The organism is Micromonospora sp. NBC_00860 (genome assembly GCF_045207375.1).
Taxonomy (GTDB): Bacteria; Actinomycetota; Actinomycetes; order Mycobacteriales; family Micromonosporaceae; genus Micromonospora; species Micromonospora vinacea.
In genome coordinates this window covers 1,386,630-1,403,202 of record NZ_CP108825.1, presented here as the reverse complement: position 1 = coordinate 1,403,202, position 16,573 = coordinate 1,386,630, and the positions used below count along the sequence as shown (strand labels likewise).

17 protein-coding genes are annotated in these 16,573 nt (G+C 68.9%); 11 read left to right on the top strand and 6 right to left on the bottom strand.

Annotated features, from left to right (window positions below; all coding sequences use genetic code 11):
* The first annotated feature begins 20 nt into the window (after positions 1-20).
* Positions 21-1,373: an FAD-binding oxidoreductase gene (locus OH804_RS06310; protein WP_196924018.1), complete on the top strand. Its 1,353-nt coding sequence runs from the start codon at positions 21-23 to the stop codon at positions 1,371-1,373.
* Between the two features lie 60 nt (positions 1,374-1,433).
* Here the strand turns inward: OH804_RS06310 and OH804_RS06305 are convergent, their stop codons facing one another.
* A complete protein-coding gene (locus OH804_RS06305) occupies positions 1,434-1,934 on the bottom strand; it encodes an LURP-one-related/scramblase family protein (protein ID WP_196924019.1) in 501 nt (166 codons plus the stop codon).
* Positions 1,935-2,091: 157 nt separating this feature from the next.
* On the opposite strand from OH804_RS06305, the gene OH804_RS06300 reads away from it, so the two are divergent.
* From OH804_RS06300 to OH804_RS06290, 3 genes are read left to right on the top strand one after another with little or no spacing between them, the layout of a single operon-like run.
* A complete protein-coding gene (locus OH804_RS06300; protein WP_196924020.1) occupies positions 2,092-2,421 on the top strand; it encodes a helix-turn-helix transcriptional regulator in 330 nt (109 codons plus the stop codon).
* On the top strand, positions 2,421-3,188 hold the full coding sequence (locus OH804_RS06295; RefSeq protein WP_196924021.1) for a cation transporter: 768 nt from the start codon (positions 2,421-2,423) through the stop codon (positions 3,186-3,188). The genes OH804_RS06300 and OH804_RS06295 overlap by 1 nt, the downstream gene beginning before the upstream one ends.
* A complete protein-coding gene (locus OH804_RS06290) occupies positions 3,175-3,507 on the top strand; it encodes a hypothetical protein (RefSeq protein WP_231392727.1) in 333 nt (110 codons plus the stop codon). The genes OH804_RS06295 and OH804_RS06290 overlap by 14 nt, the downstream gene beginning before the upstream one ends.
* A gap of 74 nt (positions 3,508-3,581) precedes the next feature.
* On the opposite strand, the gene OH804_RS06285 is transcribed toward OH804_RS06290, so the two are convergent.
* On the bottom strand, positions 3,582-4,874 hold the full coding sequence (locus OH804_RS06285) for an MFS transporter (protein ID WP_406063454.1): 1,293 nt from the start codon (positions 4,872-4,874) through the stop codon (positions 3,582-3,584).
* A 123-nt stretch (positions 4,875-4,997) separates the two neighbouring features.
* Positions 4,998-7,175, bottom strand: coding sequence for an MMPL family transporter (locus tag OH804_RS06280; RefSeq protein WP_196924023.1), 2,178 nt, complete (start codon positions 7,173-7,175; stop codon positions 4,998-5,000).
* 892 nt (positions 7,176-8,067) lie between these two features.
* On the opposite strand from OH804_RS06280, the gene OH804_RS06275 reads away from it, so the two are divergent.
* Positions 8,068-9,195 carry a hypothetical protein gene (locus tag OH804_RS06275; protein ID WP_406063452.1) on the top strand — a complete coding sequence of 376 codons (1,128 nt, stop codon included), beginning with the start codon at positions 8,068-8,070 and terminating at the stop codon, positions 9,193-9,195.
* 26 nt (positions 9,196-9,221) lie between these two features.
* Here OH804_RS06275 and OH804_RS06270 read toward each other — a convergent pair whose 3' ends face one another.
* Positions 9,222-9,356 (bottom strand): hypothetical protein, encoded by a 135-nt coding sequence (locus tag OH804_RS06270; protein ID WP_406063450.1) that lies wholly within the window; start codon positions 9,354-9,356, stop codon positions 9,222-9,224.
* Positions 9,357-9,401: 45 nt separating this feature from the next.
* Positions 9,402-10,244, bottom strand: a complete 843-nt coding sequence (locus OH804_RS06265; protein WP_406063448.1) for an aldo/keto reductase — start codon at positions 10,242-10,244, stop codon at positions 9,402-9,404.
* 172 nt (positions 10,245-10,416) lie between these two features.
* Between OH804_RS06265 and OH804_RS06260 the strand changes: the two genes are divergently transcribed.
* The 6 genes from OH804_RS06260 to OH804_RS06235 all read left to right on the top strand — a co-directional run bounded on the left by OH804_RS06260 (position 10,417) and on the right by OH804_RS06235 (position 15,651).
* On the top strand, positions 10,417-10,998 hold the full coding sequence (locus OH804_RS06260; protein WP_406063446.1) for a type 1 glutamine amidotransferase domain-containing protein: 582 nt from the start codon (positions 10,417-10,419) through the stop codon (positions 10,996-10,998).
* A 361-nt stretch (positions 10,999-11,359) separates the two neighbouring features.
* Positions 11,360-12,280 (top strand): SRPBCC family protein, encoded by a 921-nt coding sequence (locus OH804_RS06255; protein ID WP_406063444.1) that lies wholly within the window; start codon positions 11,360-11,362, stop codon positions 12,278-12,280.
* A complete protein-coding gene (locus tag OH804_RS06250; RefSeq protein ID WP_406063442.1) occupies positions 12,277-13,452 on the top strand; it encodes a zinc-dependent alcohol dehydrogenase in 1,176 nt (391 codons plus the stop codon). Before OH804_RS06255 ends, OH804_RS06250 begins: the two co-directional genes overlap by 4 nt.
* 189 nt (positions 13,453-13,641) lie before the next feature.
* Positions 13,642-14,274: a TMEM175 family protein gene (locus OH804_RS06245; protein ID WP_406063440.1), complete on the top strand. Its 633-nt coding sequence runs from the start codon at positions 13,642-13,644 to the stop codon at positions 14,272-14,274.
* A gap of 73 nt (positions 14,275-14,347) precedes the next feature.
* On the top strand, positions 14,348-14,755 hold the full coding sequence (locus OH804_RS06240; protein WP_406063438.1) for a DUF2267 domain-containing protein: 408 nt from the start codon (positions 14,348-14,350) through the stop codon (positions 14,753-14,755).
* A gap of 50 nt (positions 14,756-14,805) precedes the next feature.
* Positions 14,806-15,651, top strand: coding sequence for a hypothetical protein (locus OH804_RS06235; RefSeq protein ID WP_406063436.1), 846 nt, complete (start codon positions 14,806-14,808; stop codon positions 15,649-15,651).
* 64 nt (positions 15,652-15,715) lie between these two features.
* Here OH804_RS06235 and OH804_RS06230 read toward each other — a convergent pair whose 3' ends face one another.
* The gene (locus OH804_RS06230; RefSeq protein ID WP_406066455.1) at positions 15,716-16,411 is read right to left on the bottom strand and encodes a DUF1345 domain-containing protein; all 696 of its coding nucleotides are present in this window, start codon (positions 16,409-16,411) and stop codon (positions 15,716-15,718) included.
* Between the last annotated feature and the right edge of the window lie 162 nt (positions 16,412-16,573).

Below are 16,573 nucleotides of genomic sequence, written 5' to 3'. Positions count from 1 at the left end.
TTTCCGTCAGGCTCAGACCTATGACGACAACGACCAGTCCCCGCTTCGACGGCCGCGTCCTCACGCCGGGTAATCCTGGTTACGACGCGGCCCGCACCGTCTGGAACGCCATGATCGACCGGCGCCCGCGGATTATCGTGCAGGCCGCGAGCGTCACCGACGTGGTGGCCGCTGTGCGCCTGGCCCGCGAACTCGACCTGGAGATCGGGGTGCGCTGCGGCGGGCACAACGTGTCCGGCCTCGCCGTCCCCGCGAACGGTCTGATGATCGACCTGACCCCGTTGAACGGGGTACGGGTCGACCCGATCCGGCGACGCGCCCGGGTCCAGGGCGGCGCGCTGCTCGGCGCACTCGACCGGGCGTCGCAGCCATACGGCCTCGCCACGACCGCGGGTAACGTCTCGCACACCGGGGTCGGCGGCCTGACCCTCGGCGGTGGCATGGGCTGGCTCGCCCGCCAACACGGGTTGGCCTGCGACAACGTCGTCTCCTACACGATGGTCACCGCAGACGGGGAAGTGGTGACCGCGAGCCGAACCGAGAACCCCGACCTCTACTGGGGTCTGCGCGGCGGGGGCGGCAACTTCGGCATCGTCACCGACTTCGACTTCCACCTGCACCACACCGGAACGCAGACCCTGGTCGCCGAGTTCGACTTCCCCGCCGAGGACGCCGTACCGGTTCTCGAAGGCTGGCGGGACCTCAACGCCGTCGCGCCGCGGCAGGCGACCTTCACCGCCGACGTCAACAGCACGGCCGGGGGCCCAGTCGCCACCGTCGGCTTCGTCTGGGTCGGCGACCCGGCACAGGGTCGCCGGTTGCTGCCGACGATGCGCGCGCTCGGGCGCCCGGTCGCCGAGCGGGTCACCACCCCGTCGTACCTGGAACTGCAGCAACGCGACGACACCGTCGGCGGCCACGCCTACCGCCGGTACTCCAGCGCGCACTACCTGCGGCAGTTCCCCACCGCCGCGATCGAGGCGTTCCTGCTGCGCGGCGCGTCGGACCTGCGGGCCGACACCCAACTGCCCAGCGTCGGCCTGCAGGCGCACGGCGGCGCCATCGCCGACGTCGCGGACGCCGACGCGGCGTTCAGCCACCGCGCCACCATGTTCGAGTTCGGCGCCGGCTCCCGCTGGACCGACCCGTCCGAAGACGACAGTCGGATGGCAGCGGCTCGCAGTGCCGGAGCCGCACTCGACCCGTACGCCGACGGCGTCTACGTCAATTCGCTCGCCGCCGACGAGGGGCAACGCGGGATACGCCGCGCGTATCCGGCCGCCAAGCTCGCCAGGCTCACCGCACTCAAGACGGTCTGGGACCCGCACAACGTGTTCCACCTCAACCACAACATCCGGCCCGACAGCCAGTAGCGCAGCCGCCTACTCCCGCCCAGCCTGGGTTAGGGCTGTTCACGACGCACGGCCGAGGGGTCAGTCGTCGTCGACCTTCTTCTTCTTGTCACGGTTCAAGGCCAGGTCGAGCGCGAGGACGCTGCCGATGATGAGCAGCGGGTCGACGCCGGCGCTGACCTGCACGGCGTAGGTGTCCCGGATCGTCAGCCACCGCTTGGAGACCGCGGCCACCTCGGTGCCGTCGCGTTCGATCACGTACTCGTGGTCGAGCAGGTCACCCTTCATCTCCAGGTCGTCGGGCCCCGGCACGTCGATGGTGAACTTGTCGCGGAACGGCGTGAGCAGTTTCTTGCGAACCTCCGCGGCCTTCTCGCCGCCGATCCGGATCTCGTACGTGGGACGCAGCGCCACCAGGTGCCGGTGCAGCGTGGCGACCTCCTGGCCGGCGGCGTCCTCGATCACGACCTTGTTGCGGACGCTGAGCACCTTGCCGTCGACGTGGAAGACCTTGGTGCCGTGCTCGTCGAGCACGTCGAAGTCGTCGCCGATCGAGAAGAACCGCTCCCTGATGACAAACATGATTCGATTCTCCCCCACCAGGCGGGGAAGTGCCGGCCGTGCCCTCACGCCGCCGTCGTCGGTCCGCTCCACAAGTGACCGTGGTCGTGGCCCATCAAGGCCCAGGACCGGACAGTTCAGTGTACTGTTTATTCACTGGGCGATGTACTGTCGGGTGATGGAGACTCTGACGCACGGACAGGTCCTGGCCCGCTTCGGTCACGCCCTGTCCGACCCGCTCCGCGCCCGGCTCCTGCTCGCTCTGCGCGAGGGGCCCGGCTACCCGGCGGACCTCGCCGACCTGCTGGGCACGAGCCGGCAGAACCTGTCCAACCACCTGGCGTGCCTGCGGGGCTGCGGCCTCGTCGTCGCGGTGCCGGAGGGTCGCCGTAGCCGCTACGCACTGGCTGACGCCCGCCTCGCGCACGCCCTCGGAGACCTCCTCGGTCTGGTCCTGGCCGTCGATCCGGCCGCCTGCTCCGCCGCCCAGTCCGAGGGGTGCTGCTGATGAACGCGCCACTTCCGTCGATGTCGGTCGGCCCGTCACCGGCCCGCCGGTTGATCCTGATCCGGCGGGTGCGCCTGTTCGTCGCCGCGACGATCACCTACAACCTGATCGAGGCGGTCATCGCCATCAGCGCCGGGAGGATGGCCTCCTCGACAGCGCTGATCGGGTTCGGGCTCGACTCCGTCATCGAGGTGGCCTCGGCCGCCGCCGTCGCCTGGCAGTTCTCCGGTCCCGACCACGAACGCCGGGAGCGCGCCGCGCTGCGGGTCATCGCGCTGTCGTTCTTCGCCCTCGCCGCGTACGTGTCCGTCGAGTCGGTGCGCGCGCTCGTCGGCGCGGACCGCGCGGAGCATTCCACGATCGGTCTGGTCCTGGCCGCGGTGTCCCTGGCGGTGATGCCGGTCCTGTCGGCCGGGCAACGCCGCGCGGGACGCGAACTCGGATCCTCGTCGGCCGTCGCGGACTCCAAGCAGACCCTGCTGTGCACGTACCTCTCGGCGGTGCTGTTGGTCGGGCTCGCGGTCAACTCGCTCTTCGGTTGGTGGTGGGCCGACCCCGCCGCCGCGTTGATCATCGCCGCAGTCGCGGTCAAGGAAGGCCGCGAAGCCTGGCGCGGCGACAGCTGCTGCGCCTCGGCTGCGGCCCTGCGATACCCCGCCGCAGGCGGCGACACCAGCGAATGCGCCGACGGCTGCTGCACCACCGCGCGTGGGCCTGCATCCGGTTCCCAGGTACAGGCTTACCGTCATGGATATGAGCAGCGATGACCAGGCATGGGTGCCCGAGTCGTGCACCCTGCCGAACGTCCAACGGCCGCTGCGGCTGGCCGAGTTCGACGACCTCTTCACCACCGCCCTGCGAGGGCAGCATCGACTGTCCCCCACCCACCTGCTGTGGCGTCTCGACTCCACCGCCGAGACGACCGCCCGGGACCTGACCGACCGGGAAAGCTCCTGCTGCTCGTTCTTCTCGTTCACCATCACCGGCGACACCGATGCGCTGCGCCTCGACGTGCAGGTGCCGGCCACGCACGTCGACGTCCTCGACGCGCTCGCGCAGCGGGCCACCGCCAGGATGACGTCATGAACGGGCTGCGTAGCAGCCAGCTCGCCGTTGCGGCCGGGGTGAACCCGCAGACGCTGCGCTACTACGAGCCGGATTCAGGCAGGGTCGCGTCGGTGCTGGCGCGTTCGAGCCAGTACGCCGATGAGCATGAGCAGGGCGACGGCCTGGGCGAGCACCACGGCGACGATCAGGCTTGGCACCGAGCGGTCGTAGAGCAGCCCCGCCGCGGCACCGCCGGCCAGGGCTCCGGTGCCCTGCACGGCGGCGAAGATGCCGTACGCGGTGGCCCGCCGCTCCCGTGGCACGAGATCGGCGACCATGGCCTTGACGGTGGAGTCCTGCAGCCCGACGGCAGCGCCCCAGACCACGACCCCGAACACCGCCGCCGGCAGATCACCACCGAACGCCAGCGGCGGCACGACGGCAATCATGGCGGGTAGCGCCAGCAAGACCCACGCCCCGGCCCTGTCGTAGAGCACCCCGGTCACCAGTGCGGCGAGCGCACCAGCGGCCATCGCCGTCGCGTACATCAGCGGCACCGCCGCCGTCGCGACCACGCCCGCGCGCACCAGATGGAAACCGATCAGCCCAAAGGTCACCAGGCCCGCTGTGCACACCGCCATCGCCGCCGCGAACCAGTGGAATCTGCGCGGCAGCGGTTCCCGACCGGTCTTCGCCGCAGCCTCTGACCGTGTGCTGGTGTCCCGCTCTGCCGGAGAGCTACGGGCCCGTGCCCGAAGCGTGGTCAGCAGGAGCATCGCCACCACGGCCGGCACGGTCAGCGCCGCCAGCCCCGGCCACAGCGCGCCGGCGGTGACCGCGACGACCGCGGCGACCAGCAGCGGACCAGCGAACGCGCCGATCTGGTCGAGGGCTTTGTGTACGCCCAGCCCGCGGCCCATCCCGACCCGACTCGCGGCATCGGCGAGCAGTGCCGACTTGGCCGGGCTGCGGATGGCTTTACCGAGCCGCTCGGCGAGGATCAGCACCGCGGCCACTGCCAGGCCGGCGCCGCCCAGAATCGGAGTCACCGCAAGCAGCGGTACGCAGACCGCAGTCAGCCCGTAGCCCACGATCGTCAGGGTCCAGTACCAGCGGGTCCGGTCCGCCATCGGCCCGGACACCAGACGCAGCAGTAACGCCGCGGCCTCCCCGGCACCCGTGATCAGGCCGACGAGGACGGCCGATGCGCCCAACGAGGCCAGGAGCGGCCCGTAGATCGAGCGGGCGCCCTCGTACACCATGTCCGCGGCCAGGCTCACCACACCGAACCCGACGACCACCCGCCATGCCTGACGATTGCCCACCGCCACCTGGGTCCGACCGGTGGTGGGGGCCACGTGCCCCGCGTCCGCAGCATCGTCGACACGATTCGCTCCAGCAGACATGCCGGAAATTATCCGCACCACCCTCTTCAGGCGGGGCACCGGCTCGGAAGCCAGCACGCCGACCGGAAACCGCGGTCGCGGTGGGCGGGGCTGTTCGCCTCGCCCACCGCGTGTCGCGGTCGGTCAGTGCGCTGGTGTGGCCTCGGACTCCGTATGGCCGGCAGTGGTCGGCTCCGACCGGTCGGATCGGGTGGCGTCGCCGTGCCCCGGCCACCAGGCGGTGTGACCGAGGATCGCGGTGACCCCCGGGACGAGGAACAGGGACATGATGAACGCGGACAGCACGATTCCCACCGAGACCGCGAAGCCCATCTCGGTCAGGAACGACACCCCGGCGAACAGCATCGAGGTGAACGTACCGGCGAGGATCAGACCGGCGGCGGCCACCGACGGTCCAGCGTGTTGGATCGCCAACGAGGCGGCGGTGCGCGGATCGTTGCCGGCTCGTGCCTCTTCGCGGAGCCGGGCGATCATGAGGATGTTGTAGTCGGTGCCGATCGCGACCACGAACAGGTACAGGATGATCGGCAGAGAGAATGACAGGCCCGACCGGCCGCCGATGCCCTGGAAGGCGAGGACGGTCGCGCCGAGCGTCGCCATGAAGCCGAGGCCGACCGCGATCATGAGGTACACCGGGGCGACGAGACTGCGCAGGAGCAGCCCCAGGATCACGGCGATCAGCACCCCGGCCACCGGGAAGATCACCCACAGGTCGCGGTTGTTCGCGTCGCGGATGTCGGCGAAGACCGAGCTGACGCCGCCGACCAGCGCGGTCGTTCCTGCCGGGGCCTGGTCGTGGGCTACCTGCCGAAGGTCGTCACCGGCCAGGTCGAGGGCCGCCGTCGAGTACGGGCTGGTGTTCAGCAGCAGGCTGATCTGGGCGACCGTGCCGTCCGAGCTGATGGCGGCAGGACTGCCGTCAGCGGCGGGCATCAGACTGCCGACCCCGGGCACCTGGGCCAATGACTGCGCGTACCCGGTGAGTGTCGCCGGGTCGAGACGCTGGCCGTTGTCGGCGCGGACGAAGACGGTGGTCGGATTGAGGGCTCCAGCGGGGAACCCGGTCTTCAGGTCATCCAGGGCGCGCGCCGACTCGGTGTTGGCGGGCAGCTGCGCGACCTGGTCGTAGTCGACCTTCAGGCCGAACACACCCAGCGCCAACGCGACCATGACGCCGCCCGAGGCGAGGGCGACCACGGCCGGCCGACGCCCGGTGAACCGGCCCAGGCGTTGAAAGACGCTGCCCCGAGGGGTGCGCTGCCACGACTTCGACGGCCAGAACACCTTGGGGCCGATGAGCGAAACGATGGCCGGCACCAGCGTGACCGCGGCGATCGCCATGACGACCACCCCGATGGCAAGGCCCGGGCCGAGACTCCGGAAGCCGCCGAACACCGCGAGCAGGAGTGCGCCGAACGCGATCACGATCGCCGCGGCAGCCGACGCGATGACCTCACCGACCCGGCTGACCGCGGTGGCGAGCGCGTTCTTCGGGTCGTCACCAGCGCGTAGCCGCTCCCGGTAGCGGAACAGCAGGAAGACGATGTAGTCGGTGCCGACGCCGTAGAGCACCACGGTGAGGATGGTCAGCAGTGACTGGTCCACCTGCATGCCGAAGGCCTTGACGAACAGGGTGATGACCGCACTCGACACCGCGGAGACCACGCCGACGACGACGACCGGCAGGAAGGCCGCGACCGGGCTGCGGTAGATGATGAGCAGGAGGCCGACGACCAGGGCCAGGGTCACGATGCTGACGACCAGCAGAGCGGTGTCGAAGGCGTCCTGGTTGTCGACGAGCAGGGCGACATCTCCGGTCACCGCGTACGACAGGCCCGAACCTTCCAGTGTGGATTTTGCCTTGTCGCGGATCGACACGACTGCGTCGCCGAGCACCGGGTCGGCGGGTGGGCCGGTGAGCGAGACGTTGACGAGCTGCACCAGTTTGTTCGGTGAGACGGCCTGCGGCCCGGTGACCGCGGCGCCGACCCGGTCGATGCCGGCACCCTGGAGAGTCTGGGCGAGTTGCCCGACCCGCTCGGTGTCGGCAGCGCCGAGCGGGTTCCCATCGGCGCGCTTGACGACGATGGTGGCGCTCGCCCCGTCGCCCTGGCCGAACGCGCGTTCCGCGACCTCCTGTGCCTGCACAGACTCGTAGCGGGACGGCAGGAAGCTGGCCTGATCGGTGCTGACCTGATCAGCGAGGGACGGCGCGAAGAAGGAGCCGACGAGCAGCACGAGCCATACCGCGATCACTTTCCATGGATTGAGGACGATGGCGCGTCCGAATCTGGCGAACATGCGGGAGAACTCCTGTCATCGATGATGAGCTGCCGCGACGGTCACCCGTGACGGGCCGCCTACCAACCTCTTATGGTGCCACTCTGGCACCATCTGGCTCAGGATGCAACCACCATGGCTCAGGGTGGCACCACCTCGGCACCCGCGATCACACCAGCAGCCGGTGCCCTCACCACAGCAGCGGTCAGCGGCGGAATGAGCCGAGAGCAATCCGGCACACCCGCGACCCGCGTCAATCTCCGCCTCACTGCTGGGCTCCACTTCGCACATTCTCCACACGAACATCTGCTCACGACGGCGAACTGCTTTCTCCGCCCATGAACTACCGCCGTCGGGCACCCGATTGCCGATTGGCCAGTCGTCACTATCGCCAGGCTCGCCCGACCGGCCGTAACGCGCCACCTCTCGCCCGCTCGGTCATCGCTGTGATCTGCGGTACGAGCAGCGGGGCCAGCCGGCCACCGAGACCGCTGCCGTAGCCGCCTTTCGCGCGATGATCAGATCGCCCGCCGTGGCCGTCCACCCGATGCCCGTCAATGTCTCCGGCTGTCCACAATCGAGGCGCCCACCGGAACGACCCGGTCTCACCGCCCGGGCCCCTGCGAATGGGGCGAGCAGCTCCATGGCCCGGGTCCTGGTCGACCACCCGGTACACGTAAGCGCCATCCACCGAATCCGCTGCACCTTTCGGGGTGGTCTCTTAGGCTGCCTGGGCGGGGCGCCCGTTCGACGAGGGCGTCGTAGGTGGCGCTGTACCGGCTGGCCGGCGTGCTTCTCTCGGCGGCCTGGCTCTACCAGTACGTCAGTTGGCACAGGAGCTGCCGCAACGGTGCGTGACGCCCCCGGTTTTCGCCGTTCGGCGGCCGAGCCCGGCTACCGGTGAGGAGCACCGATGACCCAGAGCGAACAGCAACGCCCGGAGATCGTCGTGGGACTGGTGGCAACCCCACCGGACCAACCGGCCCGGGTGGCCGAGAGGCTCACTGCGGAGCTGGCCAGCGGGCTCACCGAGCGGGTGAGCGCGGATGTGCGGTGGATCGTCCGGGAAGGCTGGGGGGAGGTGGCGCCGCGCCGCGACGGGGGCGCCGAGGCCCTGCTCGACGATCTTGCCCAACGGCGCGCCGACGACCAGTGGGACGTCGCCATCTGCCTGACCGACCTGCCACTGCACGCCGAGCGGATGCCCCTGGTCGCGCAGACCTCCGCCCGGCGCCGAGTCGCGGTGGTGTCTCTGCCCGCGCTGGGACTGCACCAGCTGCGGGCAGCCAGCGCGGCTGTTCCGGATCTGGTGAGCGGGCTGCTGAGCGACGTCTCCGACCAGCGTGTGTCGTCAGCCGGCGAGGCACCGGCCGAGATGGCACGTCGGCTTCCCGCCGTCCACCGGGTGCTCAGCGAGGCCGACGCCGGCGAGCAGCGCTACGTCGCCTCGGGGCTGATCGGCCGGGCGCGGCTGTTGACCGGCATGGTCCGCGCCAACCGCCCCGGGCGCGCCCTGCTGGGCCTGTCCAAGCTGTTGGTCGGCGCGTTCGGCACGGCCGCCTTCGCGCTCACCACCGACACCATCTGGCAGATGGGCGATGCGCTCGGCGGCCTCCGGCTCAGCGTGATCATGCTGCTCGGGCTGGCCGCATTGGTGGCCTGGCTGATCGTCGCGCACGACCTGTGGGAGAAACCAGACCGTGACACGCCGGCTGAACTGGCTCGGCTGTTCAACCTGGGTACGATCCTCACCCTCACTCTGGCCACGGCGGTGTCCTACGTGGTGTTGTTCGTGGGAACGGTGCTCGTCGGGGCACTGCTGATCGACACATCCGTGCTGGAACAGATCTTGGAGCGGCCGGTCAGTTTTACCGACTATCTGACGCTCGCCTGGATCACCAGCTCGCTGGCCACCGTGGGCGGCGCGATCGGCTCCGGGCTGGAAAACGAGGAAACGGTCCGGGCTGCCGCTTACGGCTATCACCCCGAACCCGACGGCTGGCGGGACCAGAAGAACGGGCAGCCCCACAGCGGAAGGTAAGTGGGCGTAGGCCCGAGTCGCGACGCTCAGCTGGTGGGCTGGAAGACGGCCCGGACGCAGCCGTCAAGCTTCTGCTTGAACATCTCGTAGCCGCGCGGCGCTTCGTCCAACGGCATGGTGTGCGTAGCGAGATGCTCGGTGACCAGCTCGCCGCGGGCCATCGAGTGTGCGCTGTCAAGCGGCTCCCGCCGAAACGGTCGCAGGCCCTACAACATCTCCAGCGGTTGCGGGCCTGCCGGCGGCGGGAACGCCGTGTCGAGTGCCGCCACGTCCTCCTCGGTCAGCTGCACGTCGCGCGCCTCGGCGTTCTCCCGGGTGTGTTCGGCCTTGGACGATCGGGGAATGGCCGCGACCATCTCCTGCCGCAGCAGCCAGGCCAGCGCGACCTGAGCGGGCGTGGCCTCGTGCCGGGCGGCGGCCTCCGCGACCTGGGGGTGGCCGAGCAGTCGTCCCTGCTCGATCGGCGAGTACGCCATCACCGGGATGCCGTGCTCGCGTAGCCACGGCAGGAGGTCGTACTCGGGGCCGCGGCGGGTGAGGTTGTACAGGATCTGATTGGTCGCGCAGGCGCTTCCGCCCGCCTCAAGGAGGTCCGTCATGTCCGAAAGATCAAAGTTGCTCACACCCCACTGCCCAATGTCGCCGGCGTCGACGAGTTCGGTGAACGCCTCGATCGTCTCCGCGAGTGGATGCGTGCCGCGCCAGTGCAGCAGGTAGAGGTCGATGTGGTCGACGCCGAGTCGTTGCAGGCTGCGCCGGCAGGCCTCCACGGTTCCCCGTCGGCTGGCGTTTGACGGCAGCACCTTGTCGACCAGAAAGACGTCGGCGCGTCGTCCGACGATCGCCTCGCCGACGAGTTCCTCGGAAGCGCCGTCACCGTACATTTCCGCCGTGTCAATCATGGTCATGCCCAGGTCGAGCCCGGTGCGCAGGGCGGCAATCTCGTCCGGCCGCCGCGCGGGGTGCTCGCCGAGATACCACGTTCCCTGCCCGAGCACGGGCATGGTCTGACCAGACGGCAACTCGATCGCATCGTGGGCGAGGGTCATGTCGGCCTTCCCGAGTACCAGTGGGATGTCTGCGGTACCCGCTGCGACAGGCAGCACACCGCGGAGCGGGGGCTTCGTTGGCCTGTTTGCCCGTCCCCCACACCGGGAAGCCGACCGCGATCTAGCGACGCGCCCGCCGACGGGGCGGCGCTGCGAAGGGGAGGCCGCAGAAATGGCACAGAGCCAACAGCCGCTGAACGGCAAGCGAGTCGCTTGCCTCGCCGCCGACGGAGTGGAGGACGTGGAATACACCCAGTCCCGAGCCGCCGCGGAGCAGGCCGGAGCCGAGGTTCACCTGATCTCGTTGCAATCCGGCGAGATCCAGTCGATGAACCAGGACATCGAACCCGCCAACCGCTACCGGGTGGATCGGACCGTGAACGACGTCAATGCAGCCGACTACGACGCCCTGTTGCTGCCGGGCGGAACGGTCAACCCCGACCGCCTCCGGATGAACCCGCAGGCCATGGACTTCGTCCGGGCGTTCTTCCAACAGCAGAAGCCGGTGGCAGCAATCTGCCACGGCCCCTGGTCCCTGGTCGAGACCGGCATGGTCAAGGGTCGGACCCTCACCTCATTCCCCAGCCTGCGCACCGACATCCGCAACGCCGGCGGGAACTGGGTCGACCAACAAGTGCAGGTGGACAATGGCCTCGTCACCAGCCGCAACCCCAGCGACCTTCCGGCCTTCTGCGCCAAAATGGTCGAGGAGTTCGCCCAGGGTGAAAACGTCCGCCAGATGGCGACGGCCTGACCGATGGGCTCAGGGCCGGGAGGATCAGGCCGGTCCTGAGCCCGAGGCGGCGGCAATCCCGCCGCCCGAAGCGCGGTATGTGACCGACGACCTGGCCGTACCGGTGCTGGTGATCGCGACCGTGGCCTCGGGCTGAGCAGCGGGACAGGGATCGGCTCCACATTGCGGCCCGATGGGCGGGTTGAGGCGGTTTCCGAGGGGTATCCCGGCCTCTACGGGTCGCCCCGGACCGTCGTGAACCGGGAAGGCGCGACCGGGGTGCGACCGGATACGGAGGCTACCCGTGACTCAACTAGAAACCCGAAAGGCAGCGAAGGTCAGGCAGGACGATGTGCAGCGGCGAGGGCGCCGGCTCGGCTGGATGAGTCTCGGCCTGGGCGTGGCACAACTGGCGGCACCGGACACTGTGCGCCGCGTCAGCGGAGTGGACGACTCTGCGACGACCCGGGCGGTGGTGCCGCTGGTCGGGGCGCGGGAGTTGGTACACGCGGCCGGGCTGCTGACGAGCCGGCGAAAGAGCATCTGGACATGGACCCGGGTCGTGGGCGACGCGATGGACCTGGCCTCGCTCGGGGTGGCCATCGCCCACCGCAGCGGGCGCCGCCGGCGTCGCCTCTTCGCTGTCACTGGCGCCGTCGTCGGGATCACGGTGGTGGACCTGCTGACCGCCGTGCAGGCCACCCGGGCGAGGAAGACCGGCTCAGCGCCGGCGGTACGAGGCGTACGCGAAGGAGGGGCCATGGAGCTGACAGCCACGACAACCATCCGCAAACCCCCGCCCAAGGTCTATGCGTTCTGGCGCGACCTGGACAACCTCCCGACGTTCATGGCCCACCTTGAGGAGATCCGCACCACCGGCGACCGTACGAGCCACTGGTCTGCCAGCGCTCCGTTCGGCAAGAACGTCGAGTGGGACGCGGAGATTGTCGACGAGACGCCCGGCGAGAAGATCGCCTGGCGGTCGACCGGGAACGCCGACGTGCCCAACGCCGGTACGGTCCGGTTCGTGCCGGCCCCGGACGGTGTGAGCACCGAGGTGCACGTCGTTCTGTCGTACGACATCCCGGGCGGCGCGATCGGCAAGGCGGTCGCCAGGTACTTCGGCGAGGAACCGCACCAGCAGCTCGACGACGACCTGCGCCGGCTCAAGCAGGTGCTGGAGACCGGCCAGGTGGTCCGATCCGACGGCGCCCCGTGGGGCAAGCGGGCCCGCAAGGAGTTCCCGCAGCGTCCGGCGCAACCGCTGTCGGATTCCGAGCTCGCGAAGGGGGCCGAGTCGTGAGGGCGACCACCTGGGCGGGCCGCAACAAGGTAAAGGTTCGTGACGTGCCGGACCCGAAGATCCTGAACGAGCGCGACGCCATCGTACGGATCACCTCCACCGCGATCTGCGGCTCGGACCTGCACCTGCTCGACGGGTATGTGCCCACCATGCAGGACGGTGACGTCATGGGCCACGAGTTCATGGGCGAGGTGATTGAGGTCGGCCGGGGCGTCGATCCGGGCCGGCTGCGCGTCGGGGACCGGGTCGTCGTGCCGTTCCCGATCGCCTGCGGAGCCTGCGGCGCCTGCGGCGCCGAGCTGTACTCCTGCTGCGAGAATTCCAACCCCAACGCCGGGATCGCGGAGAAGATGTTCGGTCACCCGGTCTCCGGGATTTTCGGGTATTCACATCTGACCGGCGGCTTCGCCGGCGGTCAGGCGCAGTACGCGCGGGTGCCGTTCGCCGACGTCGGCCCGCTGAAGATCGAGTCAGACCTGAGCGACGAGCAGGTGCTGTTCCTCTCGGACATCCTGCCCACCGGCTACATGGGTGCCGAGATGTGCGACATTCAGTCCACCGACGTGGTGGCGGTGTGGGGAGCCGGCCCCGTTGGCCAGTTCGCGATGGACAGCGCCCGGGTGCTCGGCGCCGCAAAGGTCATCGCCATCGACAAGGAGCCGTACCGGCTGCAGATGGCCGAACGGGCGGGCCACACGCCGGTGAACTTCGAGGAGGTGGACGTGCGGTCGCGGCTGCTGGAACTGACCGGTGGGCGGGGACCGGACAAGTGCATCGACGCGGTCGGCATGGAGTCCAGCCACGGCAGCGCGCACGTGCACGCTTATGACCGGGTCAAGCAGGCCGTCCGCTCGGAGACCGAGCGCCCGCACGCGCTGCGGCAGGCGATCCTGTCGTGCCGCAGCGGTGGCATCGTGTCGGTGATCGGCGTGTACGGCGGCTTCCTCGACAAGTTCCCGGCCGGGGCGTGGATGAACCGGTCGCTGACCCTGCGCACCGGTCAATGCCACGTGCAGCGCTACATGAAGCCGCTGCTGCAGCGCATCGAACGCGGGGAGATCGACCCGACCCGGGTCATCACCCACACTCTGCCGCTCGACCAGGCAGAACGCGGCTTCGAGATCTTCAAGAACAAGCAGGAAAACTGCGAGAAGGTCGTCCTCAAACCCTGACCACCACCCCCATCCGGCCACCGTGGCACACGCGGTGGCCGGATGCGGCGTCTGTCCCCAGGAACCAGTCTGCGGCACCTGCATTCGCACCGAGCTGCTCAGCTGTTTGCCGCAGATGACCACGGGTAGGCGCAATCGGTGAGCGGGCCAGAAACAGACCTAGGCACCCGATCGGACACCAGCCGTGCCGTGGCGTTCAGCGACGCCATCTTCGCCATCATCATCACGCTGCTGGTCCTGGACCTCCGGGTACCGGACGTCCCGCCCGGTCGCCTCCTGTCCGGCTTGCTCGATCAGTGGCCGTCGTACGTCGCCTATCTCGCGTCCTACTCGTACGTGGCCGTCGTCTGGCTCAACCACAAGGCGGCGTTCAACCGCATTCGGCAGGTCGATCGTGGCCTGCACTGGATGAACCTACTCGTACTGTTCAGCACGGCGCTGCTGCCATTTCCGACGATCGTCGTGTCGCACGCGCTACAGGAGCACAACAACGCGGACCAGCGTGTGGCGATCGCCTTCTACGCGCTGATCGGCGCGTTGCTGTGCGCGACGTGGCTGGCGTTCTACCACTACCTGGCCCGAAACCCTGATCTGCTGAAGGAGCAGGTCACGGGCAGCTTCTTTCACGTCGAGCGGTTCCGGGCCCTCGCCGGGGTCGTCCTGTACCTCGTCGCGGGGCTGATCGGCTACCTGGTGGCGCCCCTGATCGGCCTGGTCATCTTTCTCCTCCTACCCGTCTTCTACGCCATCACCAGCGCCGGCCTGTACCAGTTGCGGATGACCCGACGTATCACCCACCGACCTCCGCCACCACCACCCTGAGGGCGGGCGAACCGCCGTTTCACCCCGATGGGGGTGGGTACCCGCCGCAATCCGCTTCGAGAGGGGATCCGAGGTGAACTACAGCGAGTTCATTCAGTCTGTGGCAGCACGACCCAAGGTTCCATCGGGGAAAGCCGAACCGATCACCCGCGCCACACTCGAGACCGTGGCAAACCGGATCACTGGTGGCCAGGCAAGGGACCTCGCCTCCCAGCTCCCCGAGGAGCTACGAGGCCTGGTGTCCAGACCCACCGAAGATCCGGAACGGTTCGGCCTTACCGAATTCTTGGAACGGGTGCAGTCCCGGGCCGGGGTGGATCGCCAGGTGGCCACCGACGGAGCGCGGGCCGTGTTCGACACCCTCCATGAGGCTGCCAGCGCGAAGGAGTACGGGGACTTTGTCGACCAGTTGCCGCAGGAGTTCTGGCAGTTGACCGGGCCGGGGTCGGGACAGCTCCAGCCCCGCCGGATCGGCACCTAGGCCACACAACCCCACGGTCCGCATGCTAGGCGAGGCCCGAGGAGTGCGGGATGGCCGAACCGGAGAGCCGGTACACGGGTGCACGGGAGTCGCGCGCGCAACCGCACGAGCAGGTTGATCGGCAGCGCGACGCCGAGGAAGGCGCGGAATCCGCCGGTCGAGGCCAGAACCTCGACGGCACCAACGGGCCAACAGGTGCCAAGCCCGGCGGACGCCCTGTCGTCCCGAGTGGTGAACAGGGCCTTCCTCAGCCGGCTGGCGGGCACAGCAGCAAGACGATGTCAGACCCGGACGTCGTTCTCCAGATTCCGCAGGTCAAGGTCGAACAGATCTACGTCGAGGTCGACAATCTGGACGCCTCTGTTTCTCTGCGAGCGCGGCTGGGCAGCCTACTCCAGTTGGACGTGGGCGTTCAGGCACATCTCGGCACGGTGAAGATCGACATCAAGGGCGTCGAGGCCGAGGCGATGCTCGAGGTTCGGCTCGATGAGGTCCGGGGCATCCTCGACAGCGCCCTCCGCACGATCGAGCGGAACCCTCAGATCATCGAGTCGGTGCTAAAGACGGTGGACACCGCCGTGAACCAGGTCGGGCAGACAGCGCAGGAGGCGCTGGGGCCCAATGGGCCGCTGTCGCAGACGCTGCAGCAGGCCACCCAGCAGCTCGGTCAACAACTCGGACAGACCACCCAGCAGCTCGGACAGACGACCCAGCAACTGGCTCAGAACGCCGAGACGGCGGCCGGCGGTGGTGCGGGTGGTCTCGGCAGCGTGCTGGGCGGGTCTCCGGCCCGAGCGGCGTGGCGACGAATGAAGAAAACCATCCACAGCAGTCAGCCACTGAGGCAGGTCACGACGCGGCTAGCAGGACCGCAGGGGCAACAGCCGCCGGGCTGATCGGCGCCCGCCGTGGTGGTGGCACAGCGTCGGCCAAGTCAGGCCACTGCATGCTCCGCAGACGTCACGACTGGCCCAGGTTGGTGACCAGGTTGACGGCGACGGCCAGAATGCCAGTTCCAAAGGCGTACGAGAGCAGCGCGTGCCCGAGCGCGACCCGGCGCACACGGTTGCTGCTCGGTTCGTTCTCGCCCGGGGCGTAGGACATGCCGACCGTGAAGGCGACGTAGGCGAAGTCGGAATACGCCGGTGGATCTTCCCGCTTGAAGTCGATGCCACCGTCATGGCGGTAATACAGCCGGGCGTACTTGAACGCAAAGACCGTATTCACCAGCGCCCACGCCAGGACCACCGCGACGACGCTGAGGATCACCAAAGTGACAGCCACCCTGTCCTGCTGGTTCGAGGAGCGGACGAGCGCCTCGGCCACGGCGGCGAGGCTGATGGCCGACGCGATCAGGATCGCGGCATCCGTGGAACGGGACTGCTGCTCCGCCTCGGCAAGCTGCTCCGTACGCCGTGGGCTCGCCGACCAGCAGACCCGCCACACCCAGACGAGGACAGTGCCCGCCGCGATCGTCCAGATCACCAGCGGCGTCAACTCCGGTGCCCCGACCAGCGCGGTGGCGATCCCTGCCACGACACCGACGGCCAACGACCACAGGGCACGCCTGACCGACAGCAGCCGTCCCCGCGCCGGTCGTCCCGATAGCTGCTCCACCTGCTCAGCGTTCCAGCTCGAACGGATCATGTAGGGAATAGCCGAAGCGATTACCGGATCAGGTTGCAGATAGCGACAACCTGCCCGCCGCCGCTGCGCAACTTCGATCGCATGCCCCGGATCCGCTCCGAACGCCCCGCCTTCGACGCCAAGTACTTGACGGGTCGTGCGCACGAGATGCGGTCTGGATTGTGATCACCA

What these genes read in the sequence shown, in the direction of transcription:
- OH804_RS06280 (WP_196924023.1), bottom strand. Translation starts at nt 7,175, where the DNA reads ATGTTCGCCAGATTCGGACGCGCCATCGTCCTCAATCCATGGAAAGTG.
- OH804_RS06235 (WP_406063436.1), top strand. Translation starts at nt 14,806, where the DNA reads ATGGCCGAACCGGAGAGCCGGTACACGGGTGCACGGGAGTCGCGCGCG.
- OH804_RS06300 (WP_196924020.1), top strand. Translation starts at nt 2,092, where the DNA reads ATGGAGACTCTGACGCACGGACAGGTCCTGGCCCGCTTCGGTCACGCC.
- OH804_RS06265 (WP_406063448.1), bottom strand. Translation starts at nt 10,244, where the DNA reads ATGACCCTCGCCCACGATGCGATCGAGTTGCCGTCTGGTCAGACCATG.
- OH804_RS06260 (WP_406063446.1), top strand. Translation starts at nt 10,417, where the DNA reads ATGGCACAGAGCCAACAGCCGCTGAACGGCAAGCGAGTCGCTTGCCTC.
- OH804_RS06290 (WP_231392727.1), top strand. Translation starts at nt 3,175, where the DNA reads ATGAGCAGCGATGACCAGGCATGGGTGCCCGAGTCGTGCACCCTGCCG.
- OH804_RS06285 (WP_406063454.1), bottom strand. Translation starts at nt 4,874, where the DNA reads ATGTCTGCTGGAGCGAATCGTGTCGACGATGCTGCGGACGCGGGGCAC.
- OH804_RS06270 (WP_406063450.1), bottom strand. Translation starts at nt 9,356, where the DNA reads ATGGCCCGCGGCGAGCTGGTCACCGAGCATCTCGCTACGCACACCATG.
- OH804_RS06295 (WP_196924021.1), top strand. Translation starts at nt 2,421, where the DNA reads ATGAACGCGCCACTTCCGTCGATGTCGGTCGGCCCGTCACCGGCCCGC.
- OH804_RS06275 (WP_406063452.1), top strand. Translation starts at nt 8,068, where the DNA reads ATGACCCAGAGCGAACAGCAACGCCCGGAGATCGTCGTGGGACTGGTG.
- OH804_RS06305 (WP_196924019.1), bottom strand. Translation starts at nt 1,934, where the DNA reads ATGTTTGTCATCAGGGAGCGGTTCTTCTCGATCGGCGACGACTTCGAC.
- OH804_RS06255 (WP_406063444.1), top strand. Translation starts at nt 11,360, where the DNA reads ATGAGTCTCGGCCTGGGCGTGGCACAACTGGCGGCACCGGACACTGTG.
- OH804_RS06310 (WP_196924018.1), top strand. Translation starts at nt 21, where the DNA reads ATGACGACAACGACCAGTCCCCGCTTCGACGGCCGCGTCCTCACGCCG.